Annotated in this window: 17 protein-coding genes; 4 read left to right on the top strand and 13 right to left on the bottom strand. The window is 67.5% G+C overall.

The window, feature by feature from the left end; genetic code table 11:
- Positions 1-80: 80 nt before the first annotated feature.
- Positions 81-755 carry an amino acid ABC transporter permease gene (locus ABD134_RS14335; protein ID WP_344230556.1) on the top strand — a complete coding sequence of 225 codons (675 nt, stop codon included), beginning with the start codon at positions 81-83 and terminating at the stop codon, positions 753-755.
- Entirely contained in the window at positions 752-1642 is an 891-nt protein-coding gene (locus ABD134_RS14330; protein WP_344230554.1) for an amino acid ABC transporter permease, read from the top strand. The genes ABD134_RS14335 and ABD134_RS14330 overlap by 4 nt, the downstream gene beginning before the upstream one ends.
- 66 nt (positions 1643-1708) lie before the next feature.
- On the opposite strand, the gene dapE is transcribed toward ABD134_RS14330, so the two are convergent.
- Positions 1709-2962: a succinyl-diaminopimelate desuccinylase gene (dapE, locus tag ABD134_RS14325; RefSeq protein ID WP_344230552.1), complete on the bottom strand. Its 1254-nt coding sequence runs from the start codon at positions 2960-2962 to the stop codon at positions 1709-1711.
- A 37-nt stretch (positions 2963-2999) separates the two neighbouring features.
- On the opposite strand from dapE, the gene dapD reads away from it, so the two are divergent.
- Both dapD and ABD134_RS14315 read left to right on the top strand, forming a co-directional pair.
- Complete coding sequence (dapD, locus tag ABD134_RS14320) at positions 3000-4055, top strand: 2,3,4,5-tetrahydropyridine-2,6-dicarboxylate N-succinyltransferase (RefSeq protein ID WP_344230550.1); 1056 nt, start codon at positions 3000-3002, stop codon at positions 4053-4055.
- An 88-nt stretch (positions 4056-4143) separates the two neighbouring features.
- Positions 4144-5001 (top strand): hypothetical protein, encoded by an 858-nt coding sequence (locus ABD134_RS14315; protein ID WP_344230548.1) that lies wholly within the window; start codon positions 4144-4146, stop codon positions 4999-5001.
- A 128-nt stretch (positions 5002-5129) separates the two neighbouring features.
- On the opposite strand, the gene ABD134_RS14310 is transcribed toward ABD134_RS14315, so the two are convergent.
- The 12 genes from ABD134_RS14310 to ABD134_RS14255 form a co-directional block, all read right to left on the bottom strand.
- Positions 5130-6413 carry a citrate synthase gene (locus ABD134_RS14310; RefSeq protein WP_344230546.1) on the bottom strand — a complete coding sequence of 428 codons (1284 nt, stop codon included), beginning with the start codon at positions 6411-6413 and terminating at the stop codon, positions 5130-5132.
- 198 nt (positions 6414-6611) lie between these two features.
- Positions 6612-7892, bottom strand: a complete 1281-nt coding sequence (dapC, locus tag ABD134_RS14305; protein ID WP_344230544.1) for a succinyldiaminopimelate transaminase — start codon at positions 7890-7892, stop codon at positions 6612-6614.
- A gap of 37 nt (positions 7893-7929) precedes the next feature.
- Positions 7930-8262 carry a ferredoxin gene (fdxA, locus tag ABD134_RS14300; RefSeq protein WP_159551716.1) on the bottom strand — a complete coding sequence of 111 codons (333 nt, stop codon included), beginning with the start codon at positions 8260-8262 and terminating at the stop codon, positions 7930-7932.
- Positions 8263-8334: 72 nt separating this feature from the next.
- Positions 8335-8877 (bottom strand): hypothetical protein, encoded by a 543-nt coding sequence (locus tag ABD134_RS14295; protein ID WP_344230541.1) that lies wholly within the window; start codon positions 8875-8877, stop codon positions 8335-8337.
- A complete protein-coding gene (gene typA / locus ABD134_RS14290; RefSeq protein WP_344230540.1) occupies positions 8864-10771 on the bottom strand; it encodes a translational GTPase TypA in 1908 nt (635 codons plus the stop codon). The genes ABD134_RS14295 and typA overlap by 14 nt, the downstream gene beginning before the upstream one ends.
- Positions 10772-11027: 256 nt before the next feature.
- Positions 11028-12959, bottom strand: a complete 1932-nt coding sequence (locus ABD134_RS14285) for an ABC transporter ATP-binding protein (protein ID WP_344230538.1) — start codon at positions 12957-12959, stop codon at positions 11028-11030.
- On the bottom strand, positions 12956-14113 hold the full coding sequence (locus ABD134_RS14280) for an ABC transporter permease (RefSeq protein WP_344230929.1): 1158 nt from the start codon (positions 14111-14113) through the stop codon (positions 12956-12958). The genes ABD134_RS14285 and ABD134_RS14280 overlap by 4 nt, the downstream gene beginning before the upstream one ends.
- 104 nt (positions 14114-14217) lie before the next feature.
- Entirely contained in the window at positions 14218-15741 is a 1524-nt protein-coding gene (locus ABD134_RS14275) for an ABC transporter permease (protein WP_344230536.1), read from the bottom strand.
- 118 nt (positions 15742-15859) lie between these two features.
- Positions 15860-17707: an ABC transporter family substrate-binding protein gene (locus ABD134_RS14270; RefSeq protein ID WP_344230534.1), complete on the bottom strand. Its 1848-nt coding sequence runs from the start codon at positions 17705-17707 to the stop codon at positions 15860-15862.
- A 394-nt stretch (positions 17708-18101) separates the two neighbouring features.
- On the bottom strand, positions 18102-19022 hold the full coding sequence (locus tag ABD134_RS14265) for a hypothetical protein (protein WP_344230532.1): 921 nt from the start codon (positions 19020-19022) through the stop codon (positions 18102-18104).
- Positions 19019-19882 carry a hypothetical protein gene (locus ABD134_RS14260; protein WP_344230530.1) on the bottom strand — a complete coding sequence of 288 codons (864 nt, stop codon included), beginning with the start codon at positions 19880-19882 and terminating at the stop codon, positions 19019-19021. The genes ABD134_RS14265 and ABD134_RS14260 overlap by 4 nt, the downstream gene beginning before the upstream one ends.
- Positions 19883-19984: 102 nt before the next feature.
- On the bottom strand, positions 19985-21478 hold the full coding sequence (locus tag ABD134_RS14255; protein ID WP_344230528.1) for a phytoene desaturase family protein: 1494 nt from the start codon (positions 21476-21478) through the stop codon (positions 19985-19987).
- Positions 21479-21526: the final 48 nt, after the last annotated feature.

Below are 21526 nucleotides of genomic sequence, written 5' to 3'. Positions count from 1 at the left end.
CCACCGCCGTCCTCCTCCGGCCACACCTCCGGCCACGGCCCCGGTAACCCCCAGCCGGCGGCCACTGACACAGGAAGCTCATGAACGGATTCCTCGAACTCTTCGCCGACTACGACGTCCTCGGCGCCTTCTGGATGAACGTCCGACTGACGTTCCTGGCGGCCATCGGCTCCTTCGTGCTCGGCACCATCCTGGCCGTCTTCAGGATCTCTCCCGTCGGCTCCCTCCGGAGCATCGGCACGGCCTACGTGAACACGGTCCGCAACACCCCGTTGACCATCATCATGGTGCTCGGTGTGCTGGCCGTATGGGGTCAGCTGCAGATCACGTTCTCCTCGAATTTCGATCTGAACTTCTTCACCTACGCCGTGATCTCCTTGACCCTCTACCACGCGGCGTTCGTGTGCGAGGCGATCCGCTCGGGCGTCAACACGGTGCCCCTCGGCCAGGCCGAGGCCGCGCGGGCGATCGGGCTCAGCTTCCTGCCCGCCGCCCGCCTGGTGGTGCTCCCCCAGGCTCTGCGCGGTGCGATCACGCCGCTCGGCAACACGCTCATCGCCCTCACCAAGAACACCACGGTGGCCGCGGCGGCCTCCGTGGCCGAGGCATCCGGGCTGATGAGGACCATGATCGAATTCAACCCGGACCTGATGATCTACATCTTCCTCACCATCGCGATCGGATTCTGCATCATCGTGATTCCCATGGGCATCCTGACAACCTGGCTCTCCGACAAATTGGCGGTGGCCCGATGAAGGCACAGGCCTCCGTCCTCTTCGACGCCCCGGGGCCTCGGGCCCGGCGCAACATCCTGATCTCCAATGCGATCGCCCTCGCCGCCGTCTTGGTCGTGGTCGTCCTCGTGTTGATGCAACTGGACCGGCAGGGTCAGCTGGCCCCTGCCCAGTGGACCAATGCACTGAACGCCAACGCCTGGACCAACTATTACCTCCCGGGCCTGCAGTTCACCCTGCAGGCCTCCGGCATCGCCGTGGTCACGGCGCTGGTGTTCGGGCTGGTCTTCGGCTTCCTGCGGTTGGCGCCGTTTGCCATCATCCGTGGGATCTCGGGGGTCATCGTCGAATTCTTCCGCGCCGTTCCGGTGCTGGTGATGATGTTCTTCCTGTACTTCTTCTTCTCCCGCGTGGTCGCGCCCACCGGCTTCATCGCCTCCTCGGACGCCGCCTACTACGGTGTGATCGTGGGCCTGACGCTGTACAACGGGGCCGTGATCGCCGAGTTGGTCCGCTCAGGTGTGAGGTCCCTGCCCAAGGGCCAGCGTGAGGCGGCGGCTGCTGTCGGCATGACGAACAACCAGTCGTTGCGGCTCGTGGAGGTGCCGCAGGCGCTGACCGCCATGCTGCCGTCCCTGCTCAGCCAGTTCGTGGTCATCCTCAAGGACTCCGCCCTGGGCTACCTGATCGGCTTCTACGAGCTGCTGCAGTATTCCCGCCAGCTGGGCTCCGGATACTCGAACATCCTGCAGACGCTGGTGGTGGCGGCGCTGATCTTCATCGTCATCAACTTCATCCTGACCTGGCTGGCGACGAAGCTGGCCGGCACCCTCTCCTCCCGTACCGGTGGGGACACGGCCCCGGCCACCTCCACCACCATGGTGTCCACCATCGAGGTCGCCAAGTAGGTCTTGCCGGCAGGCAAGTCTGGCCGATAGGTCCAGCTGCCGGTTCGGTATCCGCTCCGCAGCAGGTCAGGACGACGCGGATGCCGGGCCGGCATCCGGCACCAGCCACCGGCGCAGGGCGGCCAGGCAGTCGCGGATGGCGCCAGCGGTGACATGCTCGTCGTCCGTGTGGGCCAGCAGGGCGTTCCCGGGGCCGAAGTTCACGGCCGGCACCCCGAGCTCGGAGAACCGGGCGACGTCCGTCCAGCCATACTTCGGCATCGGCGTTCCCCCCACCGCCGCCACGAAGGCGGCGGCGGCCGGACGGTCCAGTCCCGGCCGGGCCGAGGGCGACTCGTCGACGATCTCCACCCGCTCACGTCCGATGCCGGCCTCGGCCAGCACCGCGTAGACGTGTGCATGGGCCTGCTCGAGGTCCTTGTCCGGGGCGAACCGGTAATTGATCTCCACGGCGCAGGTGTCCGGAATGACGTTGCCGGCAGTCCCTCCGTGGATCCGGACCGCGTTCAGGCCTTCCCGGTAGTCGAGTCCCTCGACCGTGATGGTGGCGGGCCGATAGGCCGCAAGCGCCGCCAGCAGGGGCCCGGCCGCGTGGATGGCGTTCTCCCCCTTCCAGGCCCGCCCGGAGTGGGCCGCCACCCCGGGCACGGTGACGACGTAGCGATTGGTCCCGTTGCATCCCCCCTCCACCACGCCGTCGGTGGGCTCAAGCAGCACGGCGAAGTCAGCCTGAACCAGCTCCGGTGCCTCACGGGCCACCCGGGCCAATCCCGAGTGTTCGGAACCGACCTCCTCGTGGTCGTAGAACACCCAGGTGACGTCGTGCGCGGGGAGGGGGCCGGCGTCGTGCCCAATCCACCCGGCCAGTGCCAGCTGGACGGCCACCCCGGACTTCATGTCCGTGGCACCACGGCCGTAGAGCACGTCCGTGTCCGCCGGCTTGGCCGGCCCGGTTCCAGACGTCTCGAGTCCGGACGGCAAGGTCCCGGCGCCGACCGACGCATCCCAGCTGGAGGGCACCGTCCCGCGCGCGCCGGGGGTGGTCGGCAGCGGCACCGTGTCCAGGTGCCCGGCGAGCACGACCCGCGCCGGACGTCCCCAGTCGGTGCGCGCCACAACGCTGTCCCCGATGCGGTGGATCTCCAGCCGCGGCAGGGATCGCAAGGCTGCCTCGACGGCGTCGGCCAGCAGGGTCTCATGGTCGGAGACCGACGGGATGTCCAGCAGTGCGGCCGTCAGGGTCGCCACATCCGAGTCGAGCGGCGGGAGGACGGGGACGGGATGGCCGGAGGCGGGCCCGGCGGGGCTGGGGCTTGTCATGCCCGTCAGTCTAAGTCGGGCCAGTAGGATATTTCCCATGACTTCCACCCCCACCCAGCCGGGTTCCAGCCAGTCCGCCGACCGTTCCGACCACATCGACGCCGTTCATGCAGACGGCGTGCGCACAGCCTCCGGCGTGGGGCTGGCCACGGTGGCGGACGACGGCACCGTGCTCGATGTCTGGTATCCCGCCCCGGTGCTGGGCACTGACCCCGGAGGGCTGGAGGCCGAGCTGGCCGCCGTGGCCGTCACGGACGCCGACCGGGGTACCAGCCAGCAGGTCCACACCGTGCAGATCGATCTCGACGCAGCCCCCGCAGACGCCCTGGACGCCTGGCTGCGCCTGCACCTGCTGTCCCACCGGCTGGTGCGGCCGAACACCATCAACCTGGACGGCGTCTTCGGGGTGCTGGCCAACGTGGTGTGGACGAACTTCGGCCCCTGCCTGCCGGCCGGATTCGAGACCACGCGGCTCCGTCTGCGCGCCCGCGGTCCCGTGCAGGTCTACGGCGTGGACAAGTTCCCCCGTATGACCGACTACGTGGTGCCCACCGGCGTGCGCATCGGTGATGCCGACCGTGTCCGGCTCGGGGCCCACCTGGCCGAGGGCACCACCGTGATGCACGAGGGTTTCGTGAACTTCAACGCCGGCACGTTCGGCGCCTCCATGGTCGAGGGCCGGATCTCGGCCGGCGTCGTGGTCGGTGACGGCTCCGACGTGGGCGGCGGTGCCTCCATCATGGGCACCCTCTCCGGAGGGGGATCCCAGCGGATCACCATCGGCGAGCGGGTGCTGCTGGGTGCCAACTCCGGAGTGGGCATCTCCGTGGGCGACGACTCCGTGATCGAGGCCGGGCTCTACATCACCGCCGGCACCCGGGTTGCCGTGCGCATGGACTCCCATGACGGGTCCTCCGGGGAGGCCGTCGGTCAGGCCGGCGGTGAGGCCGGCCAGGAGACCACCGTCAAGGCCCTCGATCTCTCGGGCGTCCCCCACCTGCTGTTCCGCCGCGATTCCTCCACCGGTCAGGTCCAGGCCCTGCCCCGTGCCGGCCAGACCGTTGCCCTGAACGACGCCCTGCACGCCAACTGACTCCGAGTGACGCGACCATGCCGAATACTGCCGTGTCTCGGTCACCGGGGCTGACCACCCTGGACTGCGGGAGAGGGGTGCTGCGCCGATGAGCAAGCGTTCCCGGCGGCGCTGGCGTGCTCTGGTGGTCCTGGTGATCTGCCTGGCCGTGGTGACCGCCGGCGCGTGGGTGGCCTCCCGGTTCATCGACTCCTCGGAGATCCTGGTCCGGGAGCACTGCACGGCGATCGTCGGAACCGACTCCTTCAGGCTCGCGCCCGACCAGGCGGCCAACGCCGCCCTGATCTCCGCGGTGTCCCTTGACCGCGGCCTGCCGGCCCGGGCCGCGTCGATCGGCATCGCCACGGGGTTCCAGGAGTCGAAGCTGCGCAACATCGACTACGGGGACGACGCCGGACCGGACTCGCGGGGCCTGTTCCAGCAACGGCCGTCCCAGGGCTGGGGCTCGGAGGAACAGGTCATGGATCCCGTCTACGCGGCGAACCGGTTCTACCAGGAGCTGGAGGAGCTGGTGCCGGACTTCGAGAACCTTGACATCACGGTGGCCGCCCAGAGGGTCCAGCGCTCGGCGTTCCCCGATGCCTACGCCGACCATGAGCCCGAGGGCCGGGCCTATGCCTCGGCGTTGACCGGGCACTCACCTGCGGCCCTGAACTGTGTGCTGAAGTCGCCTACCGAACCAGGTGACGCTGCGGGCATGTCCGCCGCCCTGCAGGACCAGTTGTCCTCGGCGCAGCCCCAGATGTCCGACGACGGCCGCTCGGCCACCATCCCGGCCTCCGGGACGCGGGGCTGGGCTCTGGTGCAGTGGGCCGTGGCCAACGCCGACCAGTTCGGCATCACCTCTGCCTCGTTCGGTGGGCAGGGCTGGGTCCGGGTGGATCACGGCTGGGCTCCGGCCACGGGCACCGACGGCGCGGTGACGGTGACCTTCGCGGGACCTTAATCACAAGGATCCTGCCGGGCCACCGTGATTATCACTGTGGCCCGGCAGGATCCATGTAGTGCAGGGGCGGTCGTGGCGGCAGGGCCTCGTCAAGGGCCGATCGAAGCGGGGCTGCCGACGCCACCGGCTCAGCGCTGGGGGTACTCCCGCAGCTCGTGGCCGGTGTAGACCTGGCGCGGGCGCCCGATCTTGGTGGCGGGGTCCTCGATGAGCTCGCGCCACTGCGCGATCCAGCCGGGCAGACGGCCGAGCGCGAACAGCGGGGTGAACATCTTCTCCGGGAAGCCCATGGCCTTGTAGATCAGCCCAGTGTAGAAGTCGACGTTCGGGTAGAGACGGCGCTCGATGAAGTAGTCGTCCGCGAGGGCCTTCTCCTCGAGGCGCATCGCGATGTCCAGCAGCTCGTCGTTGCCGCCGAGCTTGCCGAGGATGTCATGGGCGGTCTGCTTGACGATCTTCGCCCGCGGATCGTAGTTCTTGTAGACGCGGTGGCCGAAGCCCATGAGCTTCACTCCCGCCTCCTTGTTCTTGACCTTCTCCATGAAGTCCTCGGGCTTGACGCCGTCGGACTTGATGGAGCGCAGCATGTTCAGCACGGCCTCGTTGGCGCCGCCGTGCAGCGGGCCGTAGAGCGCGTTGATGCCGGCCGAGATGGAGGCGAACATATTGGCGTGCGAGGAGCCGACCAGGCGCACCGTGGAGGTCGAGCAGTTCTGCTCGTGGTCCGCGTGCAGGATGAGCAGCAGGTCCAGGGCCTTGACCATGTCCGGGTCCAACTCGTACGGCTCGGCGGGGACGCCGAAGCTCTGGCGCAGGAAGTTCTCCACCAGGTTGAGAGAGTTGTCCGGATAGAGCATCGGCTGGCCGATCGACTTCTTGAACGCGTAGGACGCGATCACCGGCAGCTTGGCCATCAGGCGGATGGTGGAGATGTGGACCTGCTCCTCGTCGAACGGGTCCAGGGAATCGGCGTAGAAGGTGGACAGGGCGGACACGGCCGAGGACAGCACCGGCATGGGGTGCGCGTCCCGCGGGAAGCCGTTGAAGAAGCCCTTGAGGTCCTCGTGCAGCATGGTGTGGCGGCGGATGTTCTGGTCCCACTCACCCAGCTGGTCCCCGGTCGGCAGCTCGCCGTAGATCAACAGGTAGGCGACCTCGAGGAAGGAGGAGTGCTCGGCCAGCTGATCGATCGGGTAGCCGCGGTAGCGCAGCACGCCCTCATCGCCGTCGATGTAGGTGATGGCCGACTTGGCATTGGCCGTGTTCATGAAGCCGGGGTCGTAGGTGACCTGACCGGTGTCCTTCAGCAGTGGTCCGATGTTCAGACCGTCATTGCCGAGGGTGGCCTTCTCGCGGCCCAGCTCGACGGTCGTGCCGTCAACGGACAGCTGAGCTGAAGTGTTTTCGGTCATGGGTGCTCCCTCATGAGTTGTTCAGTGTGCGGACCACCGGAAACCATCCTCCTGGGACGGCGACCATGTGTAGTGGGGGTGGCCCAATCCATGTCAACGCTATCAAGACGGGGACCCAGACAAGGAATCCGTGACGATGACGACCCCTGGCGGCGTCCCTGGCAGCGCCCCGGAGGGGTGAACCACCGAGACCACGGGTCAGCGCCAGGAGCGCAGCCGTTCCGCCGCCCGCGCCACCGCGTCGTCCGTGGCCGTCAGCGCCACTCGTACGTAGCCATTGCCGGCCGAGCCGTAGAAGGTGCCGGGGCCGACCAGGATGCCCAGTCCGGCGAGCTCGCCGACCAGGTCCCAACTGTCCTGCTCCGTGGGCGCCGCAGACACGGCTCCGACCGCGTCGAGGCCCACGTCCGGGACGTCTACGGAAGCGCCGCCCAGCCCCTCGGGGCGGAGTTCCCCTCGGGTGCGCCGGCCGTCCCGGGTCCACAGGTACAGCCCCGCCTCGGAGTGGTCCACCACGAGTCCGGCGGCCTCGAGCGCGTCCTTGAGCAGGCGTCGCCGAACCCGGTACCGCTCTTTCTGCTCCTGCACGTGGGCATCGTCCCCGAGAGCTGCCGTCATGGCGGCCTGGACCGGCATCGGCACGATCATCCCGGCGTGCTTGCGACTGTTGACCAAGGTGGACACCAGCGCGGCATCTCCGGCAGCGAAAGCCGCCCGGTAGCCGGCCAGGTTGGACTGCTTGGACAGCGAGTACACGCTGAGCAGGTTGGTGTGGTCACCGTCGGACACCTCGGGCGAGAGGATGCAGGGCACCCTGGCCGCGGCCCCGTCCCGCTGTTCCCCGCTGACCGCACTGTCCTCAAGCCCCGCGCTGTCATCGCCATTCCAGCTGCCCCAGCCGAGCTCGGCATAGCATTCATCGCCGGCCACCACGGCACCCACCTCGCGGGCCTGCGCGACGACGGCCCGCAGCTCCTCGACCGAGGCCACCTTCCCGGTGGGGTTGGCCGGGGAGTTGGTCCAGACCAGCCTGACCCTGGCGCGGGTTGCAGCGTCCAGTTCATCGAGCGAGTCCGCGGCCACGGCGGTGGCGCCCACCAGCAGGGCTCCGATGTCATACGTGGGGTAGGCCACGGAGGGCCGGACCACCACGTCGCCGGGACCCAGGCCCAGCAGGAGCGGCAGCCAGGCGATGAACTCCTTGGAGCCCACCGTGGGGATGACGGCCTGCGGTTCCAACCCGGGGACCCCACGGCGCCGGTCGAACCAGGCGACGACGGCCTCGCGCAGCTCGGCCGTACCCTGCGTGGTCGGATAACCGTGCGCGTTGGCGGCCGCCGAGAGGGCGTCCTGGATGAGCCCGGGGGTGCTGTCCACGGGCGTGCCGATGGACAGGTCGGCGATCCCACCAGGGTGGGCCGCGGCGGTGGCGCGGTAGGGCGCCAGGGATTCCCAGGGGTATTCGGGCAGCGTCAGCACGGAGTCAGCTCAGGACCGGTTCGTCAGGCCGAGGCCGTCAGAGGCCTTCGGGCATCGGCTGCGGCGGCAGGGCGGTGATCAGCTCATGGTCCTTGGGGATCAGGCCCATCTTCGCGGCGCCTCCCGGCGAGCCGAGGTCGTCGAAGAACTCGACGTTGGCCTTGTAGTAGTCGGCCCACTCGTCCGGGGTGTCGTCCTCGTAATAGATGGCCTCGACTGGGCACACGGGTTCGCAGGCGCCGCAGTCCACGCACTCGTCGGGGTGGATGTACAACATCCGCTCACCTTCGTAGATGCAGTCGACCGGGCACTCTTCGATGCAGGCCTTGTCCTTGACATCCACACACGGCAGGGCAATGACGTACGTCACGTGGAACCGTCCACCTTCCAGGGGGTCGGAATGGGGCCCGGACAACACCGGGCCTGGGATTCTGCGTCCAGTCTAGTCCCGTGCCACCGGGTGGCGCAGGAGAGGCTGGGCTGACAGCATCGTGATGATCGCCACGACCGGGATGCCCCAGACCCACACGGACCCGGCGATGGCCGGGCCGGGGACCACCGCGAAGGTGTAGTCATTGGCAGCGACGGCGAAGGTGTCCAGGCCCGGCCAGTTCCCCATGACCATGGCCGTGGTGAACGCCGCGATGGCGACGACTCCCCCGGTCCAGGCCAGGGAGGACCTCAAGGTCCACCAGAGCTGGGAAGAGGCCACGAGCAGCAGGGCCAGCACGGCACCCCACGGCAGGACCCAGGCGCCCTCCTCGGTGGTGCTGCCTCCGATCCAGCTGAAGTGCAGGTGCAGCACGGTTCCGAGGATCCCGACGCCGGCCCCGATCACGACCGCGACCAGCAGCGGCACCCAGCCGCGTCGGCCTGCGGGGCGGCTGCCCCGTCGCTCCGGGCCAGAGCGTGGCTCGACGCCAGCCGGGGACTGCCCGGCCGGCGTCGGGCCCTGCTGTTGGTCCCGCAGGTCAGGAGCGGGCACGGGCGCGGGCGGCCTTGCTACGCTCTCCGGCGTCCAGGATGACTTTGCGAATACGGATCTCCTCGGGGGTGATCTCCACGCACTCGTCCTCGCGGGCGAACTCGAGGGATTCCTCCAGGGTGAGCCTCTTCGGCGGGGTCAGGCCCTCGAAGGAGTCGGAGGAGGCCGCACGCATGTTGGTGAGCTTCTTCTCCTTGGTGATGTTCACGTCCATGTCATCCGCGCGGGAGTTCTCGCCGACGATCATGCCCTCGTACACCTCGGCACCGGGCTGGACGAAGAACGTGCCCCGCTCCTGCAGGTTGATCATGGCGAACGGCGTGGCGGTGCCGGAACGGTCCGCCATGAGCGAACCCTTGTCCCGGTACTCGATCGGACCAGCCCAGGGCTCGAAGCCGTTGGCGTAGGAGGAGGCAATGCCGGCGCCGCGGGTGTCCGTCAGGAACTGCGTGCGGAAGCCGATCAGGCCTCGGGCCGGCACGTTGAACTCCATGCGGATCCAGCCGGTGCCCTGGTTCTTCATCTCCGTCATGCGACCCTTGCGGGCTGCCATCAGCTGGGTGATCGGCCCCATGAACTCCTCGGGAGTGTCGATGGTCATCAGCTCCATCGGCTCGTATACCTTGCCGTCGATGGTCTTGGTGACCACCTGCGGCTTGCCCACGGTCAGCTCGAAGCCCTCACGGCGCATCTGCTCCACCAGGATGGCCAACGCCAGCTCGCCGCGGCCCTGGACCTCCCAGGCGTCGGGACGCTCGGTCGGCAGGACCTTGAGGGACACGTTGCCGATGAGCTCGGCGTCCAGACGGTCCTTGACCTGGCGCGCGGTGACCTTGGCGTTCTTGACGCGGCCGGCCATCGGAGAGGTGTTGATGCCGATGGTCATGGAGATCGCCGGATCGTCCACGGTGATCAGCGGCAGGGGCTTCGGGTTCTCGGCGTCCGTGAGGGTCTCGCCGATCATGATGTCCTCGATGCCGGCGACGGCCACGATCTCACCGGGGCCGGCGGAGTCGATGGGCGCGCGGGTCAGGCCCTTGGTGCCGAGCAGCTCGGTGATTTTCACGTTCTTCAGCTGGCCGTCCTGACGGGCCCAGGCGACCTGCTGGCCCTTCTTCAGGGTGCCGTTGAAGATGCGCAGCAGGGCCAGACGGCCCAGGAACGGGGAGGCATCCAGGTTGGTGACGTGGGCCTGCAGGACCTCGCCCTCGGTGTAGGTCGGGGCCGGGATGTGTTCCATGATGGTGGCGAACAGCGGCTCCAGATCCTCGCTGTCCGGCAGTCCGCCGTCAGCCGGCTGGTTCAGGGAGGCCTTGCCGGCCTTGCCGGAGGCGTAGACGATCGGCAGGTTCAGCACGGAGTCCAGGTCAAGGTCCTCGACCTCGTCGGAGAGGTCCGAGGCCAGGCCCAGCAGCAGGTCCATGGAATCGGAGACCACGCCGTCGATGCGGGCATCGGGGCGGTCGGTCTTGTTGACCACGAGAATCACGGGAAGCTTGGCCGCGAGGGCCTTGCGGAGCACGAAACGGGTCTGCGGCAGCGGGCCCTCAGAGGCGTCCACGAGCAGCACGACGCCATCCACCATGGACAGGCCGCGCTCGACCTCACCACCGAAGTCGGCGTGGCCCGGGGTATCGATGACGTTGAACGTGACCGTCTCGCCCTGGGCGGAGGGGCCGGAGTAGAACACGGTGGTGTTCTTGGCGAGGATCGTGATGCCCTTCTCGCGTTCAAGCTCGCCGGAATCCATCACCCGGTCCTCCACCTCGCCGTGGCTGGAGAAGGCGCCGGCCTGGCGCAGCATCGCATCCACCAGGGTGGTCTTGCCGTGGTCCACGTGGGCCACGATGGCGACATTGCGGAGGTCGGTGCGCTGGGTGAGGGTTTCAGTCATAGGGGTGCCTGTTCATCGAGGGCGGCGGGCTGGCGGGCACCAAGAGGTTGTAGCTGTCAAGGGCCCCGTCTGATTATACGGGACCGAGCCAATCCCCTCGCACACGCCGGGGACCGCTCTGGCCGCACACACCCTCGGCCCTGGGCGAGGCTTCCACGCACAACGGCCTGTCATCCCGTTCCGCCACCACCCTGACGTCGCCTCGATCGGAGAGACCAGTCACCGTGCGCCCGCCCGCGGCCTGGTGGCCGAGGCATCAGTACGGGCGCTCCCCGAGGGACTCGAGCAGCTGACGGCGCTCGGTCCGCTTGGTCAGCTGTTCATCGGGATCCGGCACGGGAGCCGCCGAGAGCAGACGCTTGGTGTATTCCTGGGTCGGGTGGTGCAGGACCTCCTGCGTCGGCCCCTGCTCCACCTGGCGTCCGTCCTTGAGGACGAGGACCCGGTGGGCCAGCATGTCCACCACGGCCAGGTCGTGCGAGACGAACAGGCAGGCGAACTCATAGCGGGACTGCAGCTCGGCGAACATGTCCAGGACCGCGGCCTGCACCGAGACATCGAGAGCGGACGTCGGCTCGTCCGCGATCAGCACCTCCGGGTCCAGGGTCAGGGCCCGGGCGATGGAGATGCGTTGGCGCTGACCACCGGAAAGCTCGTGGGGGAATCGGTTGACCACTGAGCGCGGCAGTTTCACAGCATCCAGCAGCTCGTAGGCGCGGTCCAGCTGGGACTTCCTGTTCCCGACCCCGTGGATGACCATCGGCTCGGTGATGACGTCCCCGATCGGGAAGCGTGGGTCCAGCGAGGCCGCCGGGTCCTGGAAGACCACGCCGATCCGCTTCCGCAGGGCGCGCGCATCCTTCCCGTCAAGCCGCGTGAGGTCGCTGCCGTGGATCTTCAGCGAACCGGACGCCACGGGCAGCAGACCGAGGACCGATTTGGCGATCGTGGACTTGCCGGATCCGGACTCGCCCACCAGACCGAGGATCTCCCCCGGGGCCACCGAGAAGTCGATGTCATGGACCACGCGGTTCTTCTTGCCCCGGTGGTCGTATTCGATGCACAGGCCCTGCGCCTCGATGGCGTAGACCGCCCTGGTCTGGGTGGAGGTCACCGGCGAGGGTTCAGCCACCTCCAGTTCGGCACCCAGTCGCGGCACGGAACCGAGCAGCCGCTCGGTGTAGGGGTGCTGCGGGTTCTGCATGACCTGGTGGACCTCGCCAGACTCCACGAGCTCCCCGCGCAGCATCACGCAGACCCGGTCGGCCATGTCCGCCACCACTCCCATGTTGTGGGTGATGAGCAGGATGCCGGTGTTCAGCTGGTCCTTCAGTGAGCGCAGCAGTTCGAGGATCTCGGCCTGCACGGTCACGTCGAGGGCGGTGGTCGGCTCGTCCGCGATGATGACCTCCGGTGAGCAGCTGATGGCCATCGCGATGACGATGCGCTGGCGCTGGCCGCCGGAGAACTGGTGCGGGTACTGCTTGAGCCGGTGCTGCGCGTCCGGGATCCCGACCATCTCCAGCAGCTCCACCGCTCGCCGGTCCGCTTCGGTGCCGTAGGCGATGCCGTGCACGTTGAGGGACTCGGTTAGCTGGTCCCCCACCGTGAGCACCGGGTTCAGCGCCGTCATGGGCTCCTGGAAGACCATGGCCGCGTGCCGACCGCGGATCTTGCGGAGACCGTTGGCGTCGAGCGCGGTAACCTCGCGGTCCCCCAGCATGACGGTTCCGGTGACGCTCGCGTTGGCCGGAAGCAGCCCCATGGCCGTCGACGAGGTCACTGATTTGCCGGAGCCCGACTCGCCGACCAGCGCCACGACCTCACCCGGCTTGATGTCGAAGCTGACACCCTTGACGGCGTTGACGTCACCGAACTCGGTGTTGAAGATGACGGAGACGTCCTGGAAGGACAGGATCGGCCTGCCGTCGCGGTCGGGGTGTCGTTGCACCAGACCCAGCGAGCCCGTGGCCGGGGACGTACCCGACGCCGGCCGCGCACCCCGCGCGCCTCGGCTCACCGGCCCGACCTCCCCGTTCGCCCCCTTCCTGCCGCCCTCGCCGGTTGGGTTGGCTGCGCCTGCTGCGCCTGCTGTGCCGGCGTTGTCGACCTTGTCGGCCTTGTCGGCCTTGTCGGCTTGCCTAGCCTTCTGCTCGGCCTGGTTCTTCTTGCGTCCGAAGATGCTCATGGGTTTCCAATCGTTCCCGAGCCGCGGGGGTCGGAGGGTCCTTGGGTCGGGGTGTTTCCGCCGATCTGCGAGCCCCCTCCGGGCACTCGAGGCCCGGCATCCAGGTCCGGACGGTCGGCACCGGCGGTGGCGGCCGCCAGGTCCTTGGACCGGCCAGAGAAGCCCAGGAAGCCCCGCTTCCGGCCGCGGGAGCCCTGACGGGGATCGAAGGCGTCCCGGAGACCGTCACCGATGAAGTTCACGGACAGGGCGATCGCCAGGATGAACATGCCCGGCCACCAGAACAGCCACGGCCGGGTGGTGAACGCGTTCTGGTACTGGCTGATGAGCAGCCCGAGAGACGAGTCCGGTGGCTGCACGCCGAAGCCGAGGAAGGACAGCGAGGTCTCCAGCAGGATGGCCGCGGCGATGGCGAACGTGGCGTTCACCACGATCACGCCCACCGTGTTCGGCAGCAGGTGCCGAAGGATCACGCGCCCGGGTCTGGCTCCCATGGCCACGGCCGCGGCCACGAACTCCTTCTCCCGCAGGGACAGCACCTCGCCGCGGACCAGGCGGGCCAGAGATGTCCAGGTGACCAGCCCCAGGACCAACGCCAGAGGCAGGATGCCGGCACCGAGGCCGGAGGACATCTGACCGAGCACCGCCGCCAGCACCAGCAACGGGATCACGATGACCAGATCGGTCGCCCGCATCAGGACGGCATCGATCCAGCCGCGGAAGTACCCGGCCAGGGAACCGACCACCGAGCCGATCACGGTGGAGACGATGCCCACCACGAGGGCGATGATCAGCGACTGCTGGGTACCGCGCATGGTGAGGGCGAAGTAGTCCTTGCCGGTGGAGTCCTGCCCGAAGGGGTGCTCCCCCCACTGCATGCCCTGGCCACCCAGCCATTGAGGCACCAGGGACAGCGTGGGGTTGCCGCCGTTGACCACGGCGCCGGCCGCCGCGTAGTCCTTGTCCCACCAGCCCGGGATACCGGCATAACCGATGGAGGTGAACGCCAGGATGAAGATCAGCGCTAGGAAGACGGCGGAGACCATGGCGGCCTTGTGATTGCGGAATCGCCGACGGACCAGTTGTCCCTGGCTGTAGGACTTGCCGGTCTGCTGGCGCAGCTTGGCATCCTCGACTTCAGCCAGGTTGGCCATGTCCACGGCGGTCTGGGAGGGTCCGGCTCCGTTGCGGACCTTCTCCTCCGACGACGTGTACTCGGGCATGTTGCGGGGGGTCCCGTCTTCGTTGCTCATGCGACTCACACTCGAATCCGGGGGTCGAGGACGGCGTACAGGATGTCTGCCAACAGGTTGAAGAGGACCGCAGCCGTACCCGTGACGAGGAAGAAGGCCATGACGGGCGCTGGATCGACCTGGGTCAGGCCAGTGCGGAACAGCTCGCCCATGCCCTTCCAGCCGAAGACCTGTTCGGTGATCACCGCGCCGCCGATCAGGCCGGCGAAGTCGAAGGCCATGATCGTCGTGATGGGGATGAGCGAGTTGCGGAAGGCGTGCTTGAGGACGACCTGCCGCTCGTTCAGGCCCTTCGCCCGTGCCGTGCGGATGTAGTCCTGCTGGCTGACCTCGAGCATGGACGCCCGTGTGTAGCGCGAGTAGCTGGCCAGGGAAATCAGGGCGAGCAGGATGGTCGGCAGCAACAGCTGGGTGCCCTTGTCCAAAAAGTCCTCCCAGAACGTGCCGCTGAAGTTCGGGGTCTCCGAGCCTATGGTGGCGATCGGGCGCCCCACGATCTCCAGGTAGGACGGCCACGCGCGGAAGAGGTGCTCGACGATGATCAATCCACCCATCACCACGGTCGTGAACACCGAGACCATGGTGGCCGCGCCCTTGGAGTAGCCGCCCATCAGGCGGCCGACCGCGATGGCGACACCGATGGCCACCACGGCGAGGACCAGGATGATCAGCCAATTCGGATCCCATAGCAGGCCATAGGTGGCGTAGTAGGCGACCAGGCCGAGCACAGCGCTGACCAGACCGGCGTACAGCACTCGGCGGTTCTTCAGGCCTGCCCCCAGGACAGTGGCCCCGACAGCCGCGGCCAGTCCGACCAACGTGATCACGACCGGACCGAGCTGCGGGTAGCGGGCGAAGTTCAGCCAATCCATATAGGGAAGAGCGGCACAGGTGAAGGCGAACGCACCGAGGAAGGTCAGCAGCCGGCGTCGCGCGTTTCCGGCGAGGATTGCCTGGAGGGCGAGCCCGAGGACCAGGCCAACGAGAATGATCGTGGGCCAGGAGAATCCTGGGTCCGCACTCGCGAGCCAGTCGTTGAACCCGATGGCCAGATACTCCTTCAGGAGCACAGCGGCCCAGAAGACCGGCAACGAGAAGAACATGAAGGTCAGGAAGGTCACCACATAGTCGATCCCGGAGTACTGGCGGATGGCCGTCAGGATGCCGATGAGGACGCCGAAGACCATGGCGATCACGGTTGCGAGCACCACGAGCCGTAGGGTCGACGCCGCGGCCAGACCCAGGAGGTCGATGACCTGCTGCCCGGAGCGGTTGGTGCCGAGATCGCACTGGCCGATCACGCATTTGCCGACGCCGCTCAGCCAGTCCCAGTACCGCGCGTACCAAGGCTGGTCCAGCCCCATGAAGTCGATGCGCTGTTCGATCAGGTACTCACGGTTGTCCGCATTGGACTCCCGGAGGTCCTTGAGCGGGTCACCGGAGTTGATGGTGAGGACGTACAGCAACAGGGAGGCACCGAGGAGTACCAGGAATGAGCTGCCGAAACGGCGGAGGATAAATTTCAGCACAACGGGGCGTTGCCTTCCATGCAGGGAGGGGAAACAGTCGGGGCCCGGCCGGAGATGGTCGGGCCCCAACTGCGGAGGCGTTTGAAGGAGATCAGGGAGACCTGATCAGCTCACGCACTCACTCGACCCGTGCCCACTGTTCTGCATTCCACACGGCACCGGACTGGGTGGCCGTGTTGCGGACGTTGGCGATGTCCGCGGAGTGAGCCACGATGCCCGGGTGTGCATACAGCGGAATGCCGTGCAGGCTCTCCCACAGCCCGCGCTCGATGATCTTCACCTGCTCGGCGTGGACCTCCGGATCCACCGACGAGGCGAGGGTATCCCAGGCGGCGTCGACCGTCTCATTGGAGTACTCGCTGTAGTTCTGGTTGCCGATGCCCTCGGTGTGATAGATATTGCGGCCCGAGGCGATCTGGCCGGAACCGGCCCAGGCGAACAGGGCCACCTCCCAGTCGCCCTGCGGCTGGACCACGCCGAAGAAGTCGGCATGACCGGCGTCGACCACGTTGAAGCCCGCCTCATCACAGGAGGACTTGATCATGGCGACCGTCTCGGCACGGCGGGGGTTCGGTGCGCTGTAGCCGATGCGGACGTCCAGGCTGGTCTCCCCCGACTCCTCGACCAGCTGAGTGGCACGCTCCATGTCGACCTCATCGAACTGGCCGTCATAGGAGGCGTCCACAACCTCCTGGTAGCTCTCCTGGAACGGGAAGACCTCGCGGGCGTTCATGACGACGGCCTCAGGGTCCAGCGGCTTGATCAGGTTGTCCACGATGGTCTGCCGCGGCACGCACAGGGCGAAGGCCTCGCGCAGCTCGGGGCTGTCAGAGAAGATTGACTCCTCCATGAAGTTGAAGTCCAGGTGCTCCCAGGTGAGAGAGGCGTCCTGCTGGATGACGATCTGGTCGCCCAGGCCCTCCAGCTGCTCGAGGGTGTCCACGGTGGCCTGCGGTTCGATGACGTTCAGGTCGCCGTTCTGCAGCGCCTGGACGTGTGTGTCAGCCGCGGCGAAACGGATGACCAGCTCCTGAGTGGCCGGCGGAGTGCCCCACCACTGGTCGTTGGCCTCCAGCGTGATGGACTGACCGGGCTCCCAGCTCTTGAACTTGTAGGGGCCGTTGGAGGGAGCGATCTCCTCGGAGGGCAACTCGCCCGGCGACGTGTTCCAGCCGGTGTTCCAGAACTCGGCTGCCGGGGCCAGAGCCTCGGCATCCTCGTTCTTCACGGCCTCGATCATGGCCTCCATGCCCATGCCGGACTGCTCGGCGACCACGTGGGCCGGCTGCGCGGCGTCCAGGAGGATCGGCCAGTCGGCATAGGGCTCATCGAAGGTGATGGTGAATTCCTTGCCGTCCACGTCACCTTCCGGCGCGTCCGGGACCCGCAGGCCGAACTCGTGAGCAATGGAATTGAACAGCGGTGTGGCGTCCTCGCCCTCACCGGTGGCGATCCTCGGGTTCTCCACGCCCCACTTGAGGATGTAGTCGGCTGCGGTCACCGGGGTGCCGTCAGACCACACTGCGTCCTCGTTGATCGTGTATTTGACCTGGAGCGGCTCATCCGAGATCTTCTCGTAGGTGCCGTAGTCCTCGTTCTGGTAGATCTCCCCGTCGGTACCGAAGTAGGAGAAGGTCGAGATCATGCGCTCGGTAATGGCCGAGTTGTAGGTGGAGTATGTCTCCGGGGTCATCGAGTTGTAGGAGATGAACTCGTCCTCGCCCACGGAATAGGAGATCGAGCCGTCCTGGGTCTCGATCTCTCCCAGGTCGGCCTTGCCGGTGTCCGTGGGTTCGACCGTGAGCTTGTTGCCGGCTTCGCCGGTCATCACCTCACCATTGCCGCCCTCCGGGGCGGCAGTGCCGTTTTCTTCGTTCTCTGCCGGGCCACCCGGCGCGCAGGCGGACAGGACGAGCGCCGAGCTGGCCAGAAGGGCAACAGCGGCAGAAAGCTTTGTGTGTTTCATCAAAGCGTCTCCATTCGAACAGGTGCGAGACGTGGGATGCTCCCGATCCGACCCGATATTGGGGTGGGAGGGCCGGTCCGTTTCCGGCACTAAAACCAGCTTTCGGCTTCGGTACCGCAGGGTGAGCAACACCACAAGGTGTGCAAGAGAATAGCCTCGCCACATACGAAAGCAACATTGAATAGTCCACCGGAGAGTCAATCGTTACCATCCCGTAACTTAGCCGGGCGTCCCGTAATCCCGCGTGTTTCCGGGGCGTTACAGGAGGTGACTATCTATGTAGCCATGGTCCCCGAAATGGGTGTTTCACATCACGACCAGCACGTTCCCGCCGAATCGTCCTCGGCTACGCGCCATCCGGCAGGCCCGCAGTGCCCACCTTCGACTCCACCGCTCAGCGAGGGAGCTGTGGACCCACCGGGAAGTAGGGCAGGTAGGACACCCCGGAGATGTTGTATTTGAACTTGATCCCCATGATGATGCGGATTCCCACGTGCATCCCCCACGCGCCTACTGCGAACCACTGACCCAGTCGGCGGTGGATCAGGGACAGGGGCGCCCCGAGCTCCACGGCCAGGGAGACGGCCGCCATCACGGTGAACAGCTCCTTCTGCCGATACAGCGCGGCCCCGGCCTCCGGCTTCGTGGAACCGAAGAGGTCCTTGCGTATACCGTCCACGGCGATCTGGCCGCGCAACACGTCTCCCCCGGCCCACTTCAGACCGAGCGGTCCGCGGATCTTCGCCATCCCGGAGATGAAGTACACGACCACCGTGGCCACGTTCATGGCGGTCGGAACCGCCCCATAGGTACGGTCATAGCGCTGGGGGAAGAGAGTCCCCTCCCGCAGTAGCGAGTCGACACTGAGGGCGTCTGCGGATCGCGTGGCACCCAGGACCATCTGGTGCATCGTCAGCATGTTGTCGCTGTGCAGCAGCATGGTCCAGGAGTTGCGGTAGCTGATGGTCCACAGCTGCAGGGCCGCATTCAGGGGCCCCGTGAACCGATGGCCGACGCCGAGGGTGGCGGCGATGTTCACGGCTTGGGCCGCATCGAAGATCCCATCGGCCACCTTCGGCGGCAGGGGCTTCCTGAGGATCTTGACCACTCCCACCGGAGTGAACTGGGAGGCGTCCTGGGCGTGGAGTTTACGGAACATGGCTCGCCGCCTGATGTTGTGGGCGGCCGAGAAGATGCCGGTGGCGACTCTCAGCACCGCGGGACGGATCGGCTGGGCCGCAGGCCTCAACAGGTCGACGGCCTTCTGGAACGTCGGCGAATCAAAGGACGGAAAAGTGCTGCCGGCGCCGTTCACGGTGTGGGCTCCTGCTCGGTTGCGGCCTGGGGTGCGGCCTGGGGTGCGGTGTTCTCGGTGACATAGTTGTCCGCAGTGTTGCCGGTGCCGAGCGGACGCGGAGGGACGTTGCCCAGCTCGGACCGGGCCATGGGTCCGGTAGGAGGCCCCTGCGCATCCTGCGCGTCATCATGCCGAGTATCGGACACGGCCGTCGCAGTCCCGCCCACATCGGCCCGTGCATGGACGGTCTCCACCTGCGGTGTGGTGTTGCCGGCGAAGTAGGTGTCGAAGAAGTAACGAGACCGCACGACCTCCACACGCACGATGCCGGCCTCCTTGCGCCGCCGCTGGGCGGCTGGGCTCATGCCCAGGCCCGCGGTTCTACGTTGCTGTACGGCCAGTGCATCGGCGTAGCGCTGAGCGACCTCCACCGCGCGGCCCTGGCGGACCATGCGGGTGACCTGCTTGCGGACCTGGTTCAGCCCACCGGCACCGAAATGACTGTAGTGCGGGACGACCCGGCCGCCGTCGGCGGTGAATCCGGCCACGTGCGGGACCCGGGTCCGGTCCTTGCGGTCCTCCGAGAACATCGGATAGGTGGACAGCGGGAATGAGTCTTCCTCGTTCTTGTCCCTGCCGTTGAAGTAGTGGCGGACGGGAGAGAGCAGCACGGCGGCGAAAGTGACGCCGACCGTCAGCGCCCAGAGGTCGCGCTCCGTTGCGCGCGGCGCCGGAACGATGGCTCTCACCACCGCCGGCCGCGCTGCTGCGTGGTGCGAGGTGAGGGCGCCGGACCGGCTCACGGCATGGGCCAGGTCCGCCGAGGCAAGGCGGTGTGGGGTGGGGCGTGAGAGATGGTGCGAGAGGTCAATGGTCACGATCGATCCTTCCGGTGCGGGCGTGGAAGTGGATACGGGTGGGTACGGGTGGGTAGGGGTGGGTACAGCAGAGATGCTGGGGGTACGGCGGCCCGGACCCCGTCAGCGGTGAGCGGCGGCGTCCGCCATGGCGGCTCGAGCAGCGTGAAGTCCTGCCATGCCGTGAACTCCTCCACCGGGGGGCGTGGAAGACGAGGCGAGGTACAGGCCGGGAGTGGAGGTCCGGTGGGGGCTGAGGACCGGAGCGGGGCGCAAGACCTGCTGCAGCCCGCCCATGGACCCGCCAGCCACGTCACCTCCGATGAGGTTGGGATTCCAGGACTCGAGTGCTGACGGCGGGGTGGCGACCTGGTGCACGATGCGATCCCGGAAGCCGGGGGCGAAGCGCTCCATCTGCGCTTCGATCAGGTCGTTGACCGGGGCGTCGTAGCCGCCGGGCACGTGCGCGTAGGTCCACAGCACGGTCTTGCCAGCCGCCTCACCGGTGGCCCGCGAAGGATCTGCCCCCTGCTGCTGGCAGACCATGACGAACGGTCTCTGCGGGAGCCGTCCGGCTTTGGCCTCGCGCTCGGCGTACTCCATCTCAGCGAGCGTCCCGCCCACGTGGACGGTCCCTGCACCACCCACCCGCGGGTCCGTCCACGGGACGGGTCCATCGAGCAGGTAGTCGATCTTGGACACCCCGGTGCCGTATCTCCACCGCTTGAGGTGGCCGGCGTAGCGATCGGTGAGGTCGGTGCCCTTGAGCTGCAGCAACTGACGCGGCGTCAAGTCGAGCAGGATCGCGTCGGCACCAGCGAACTCGCCGAGGTCCGTGACCTCGTGGTTCAGGTGGATGCGGCCCCCATTGGCGTGCAGGACGGAGACCAGCGCGTCCACGATCCCCTGAGAGCCGCCCCGAGCGACGGGCCAGCCGCGCGTCATGCCAAGGGCCCCGAAGATCAGGCCGAAGGCCGAGGTCAACAGGTGCGATGGCGGCAGGATGGCGTGGATGGATGATCCCGCGAACAGAGCCCGGGCCGGTTCGTCCCGGAACATCGTGCGGCCGAGGGCCCCGGACGGCCAGAAGGCACGTGCCCCGAACCGGGCCATGCTGAGCAGGTGCGGGGGCAGGCGGATCAGCGACGGGCCGAGGATGTTCTCCAGGTGGGCGTCGACGTCCTCGACCAGTGGTGCGTGCAATCGCCGCCAGGCCCCTCCGTCACGGCCCAGTCCACGGGCCGTGGCCTCCATCGAATCCTGCAGGAAGGCCGCGGGCCGCCCATCGAGTGGGTGCGCCATCGGGTATTCGGGATGGAGCCATTCCAGGCCGTGATCGGTCAGGCCCAGGTCGCGGAAGACTGGACTGGCCACGCCGAAGGAGTGTCCGGCGGCCCCCAGATCCACGATCGTTCCCGGGCCCAGGAGGTCTGTGGATGCGGAGGCGCCGCCGTAGGCGGAATGGCGTTCATAGACGTCCACCTCCCAGCCGGCTCGGGCCAGCACGCCGGCAGCGGTGAGCCCGTTCGGCCCGGATCCGACGACGACGGCCCTCCGGCTGCCGCTGATACGCGCCGCCTGCGAACCTGTCCTGTGCTGCGGTGTCTGCTGAGCCATGGAGTCTGCTTCCGTCCTTTGACGATCCTGTGAATATCCTGCAGGGCC

Origin of the sequence: Citricoccus alkalitolerans (assembly GCF_039528175.1) — a bacterium.
GTDB classification, from domain to species: Bacteria; Actinomycetota; Actinomycetes; order Actinomycetales; family Micrococcaceae; genus Citricoccus; species Citricoccus alkalitolerans.
The sequence above is the reverse complement of the archived record's forward strand: the minus strand, read 5'-3'. Positions and strand labels throughout refer to the sequence as shown.

Coding starts and splice junctions, on each gene's coding strand:
- ABD134_RS14335 (WP_344230556.1), top strand. CDS start 81: ATGAACGGATTCCTCGAACTCTTCGCCGACTACGACGTCCTCGGCGCC.
- ABD134_RS14330 (WP_344230554.1), top strand. CDS start 752: ATGAAGGCACAGGCCTCCGTCCTCTTCGACGCCCCGGGGCCTCGGGCC.
- dapE (WP_344230552.1), bottom strand. CDS start 2,962: ATGACAAGCCCCAGCCCCGCCGGGCCCGCCTCCGGCCATCCCGTCCCC.
- dapD (WP_344230550.1), top strand. CDS start 3,000: ATGACTTCCACCCCCACCCAGCCGGGTTCCAGCCAGTCCGCCGACCGT.
- ABD134_RS14315 (WP_344230548.1), top strand. CDS start 4,144: ATGAGCAAGCGTTCCCGGCGGCGCTGGCGTGCTCTGGTGGTCCTGGTG.
- ABD134_RS14310 (WP_344230546.1), bottom strand. CDS start 6,413: ATGACCGAAAACACTTCAGCTCAGCTGTCCGTTGACGGCACGACCGTC.
- typA (WP_344230540.1), bottom strand. CDS start 10,771: ATGACTGAAACCCTCACCCAGCGCACCGACCTCCGCAATGTCGCCATC.
- ABD134_RS14285 (WP_344230538.1), bottom strand. CDS start 12,959: ATGAGCATCTTCGGACGCAAGAAGAACCAGGCCGAGCAGAAGGCTAGG.
- ABD134_RS14280 (WP_344230929.1), bottom strand. CDS start 14,113: ATGGCCAACCTGGCTGAAGTCGAGGATGCCAAGCTGCGCCAGCAGACC.
- ABD134_RS14270 (WP_344230534.1), bottom strand. CDS start 17,707: ATGAAACACACAAAGCTTTCTGCCGCTGTTGCCCTTCTGGCCAGCTCG.
- ABD134_RS14255 (WP_344230528.1), bottom strand. CDS start 21,478: ATGGCTCAGCAGACACCGCAGCACAGGACAGGTTCGCAGGCGGCGCGT.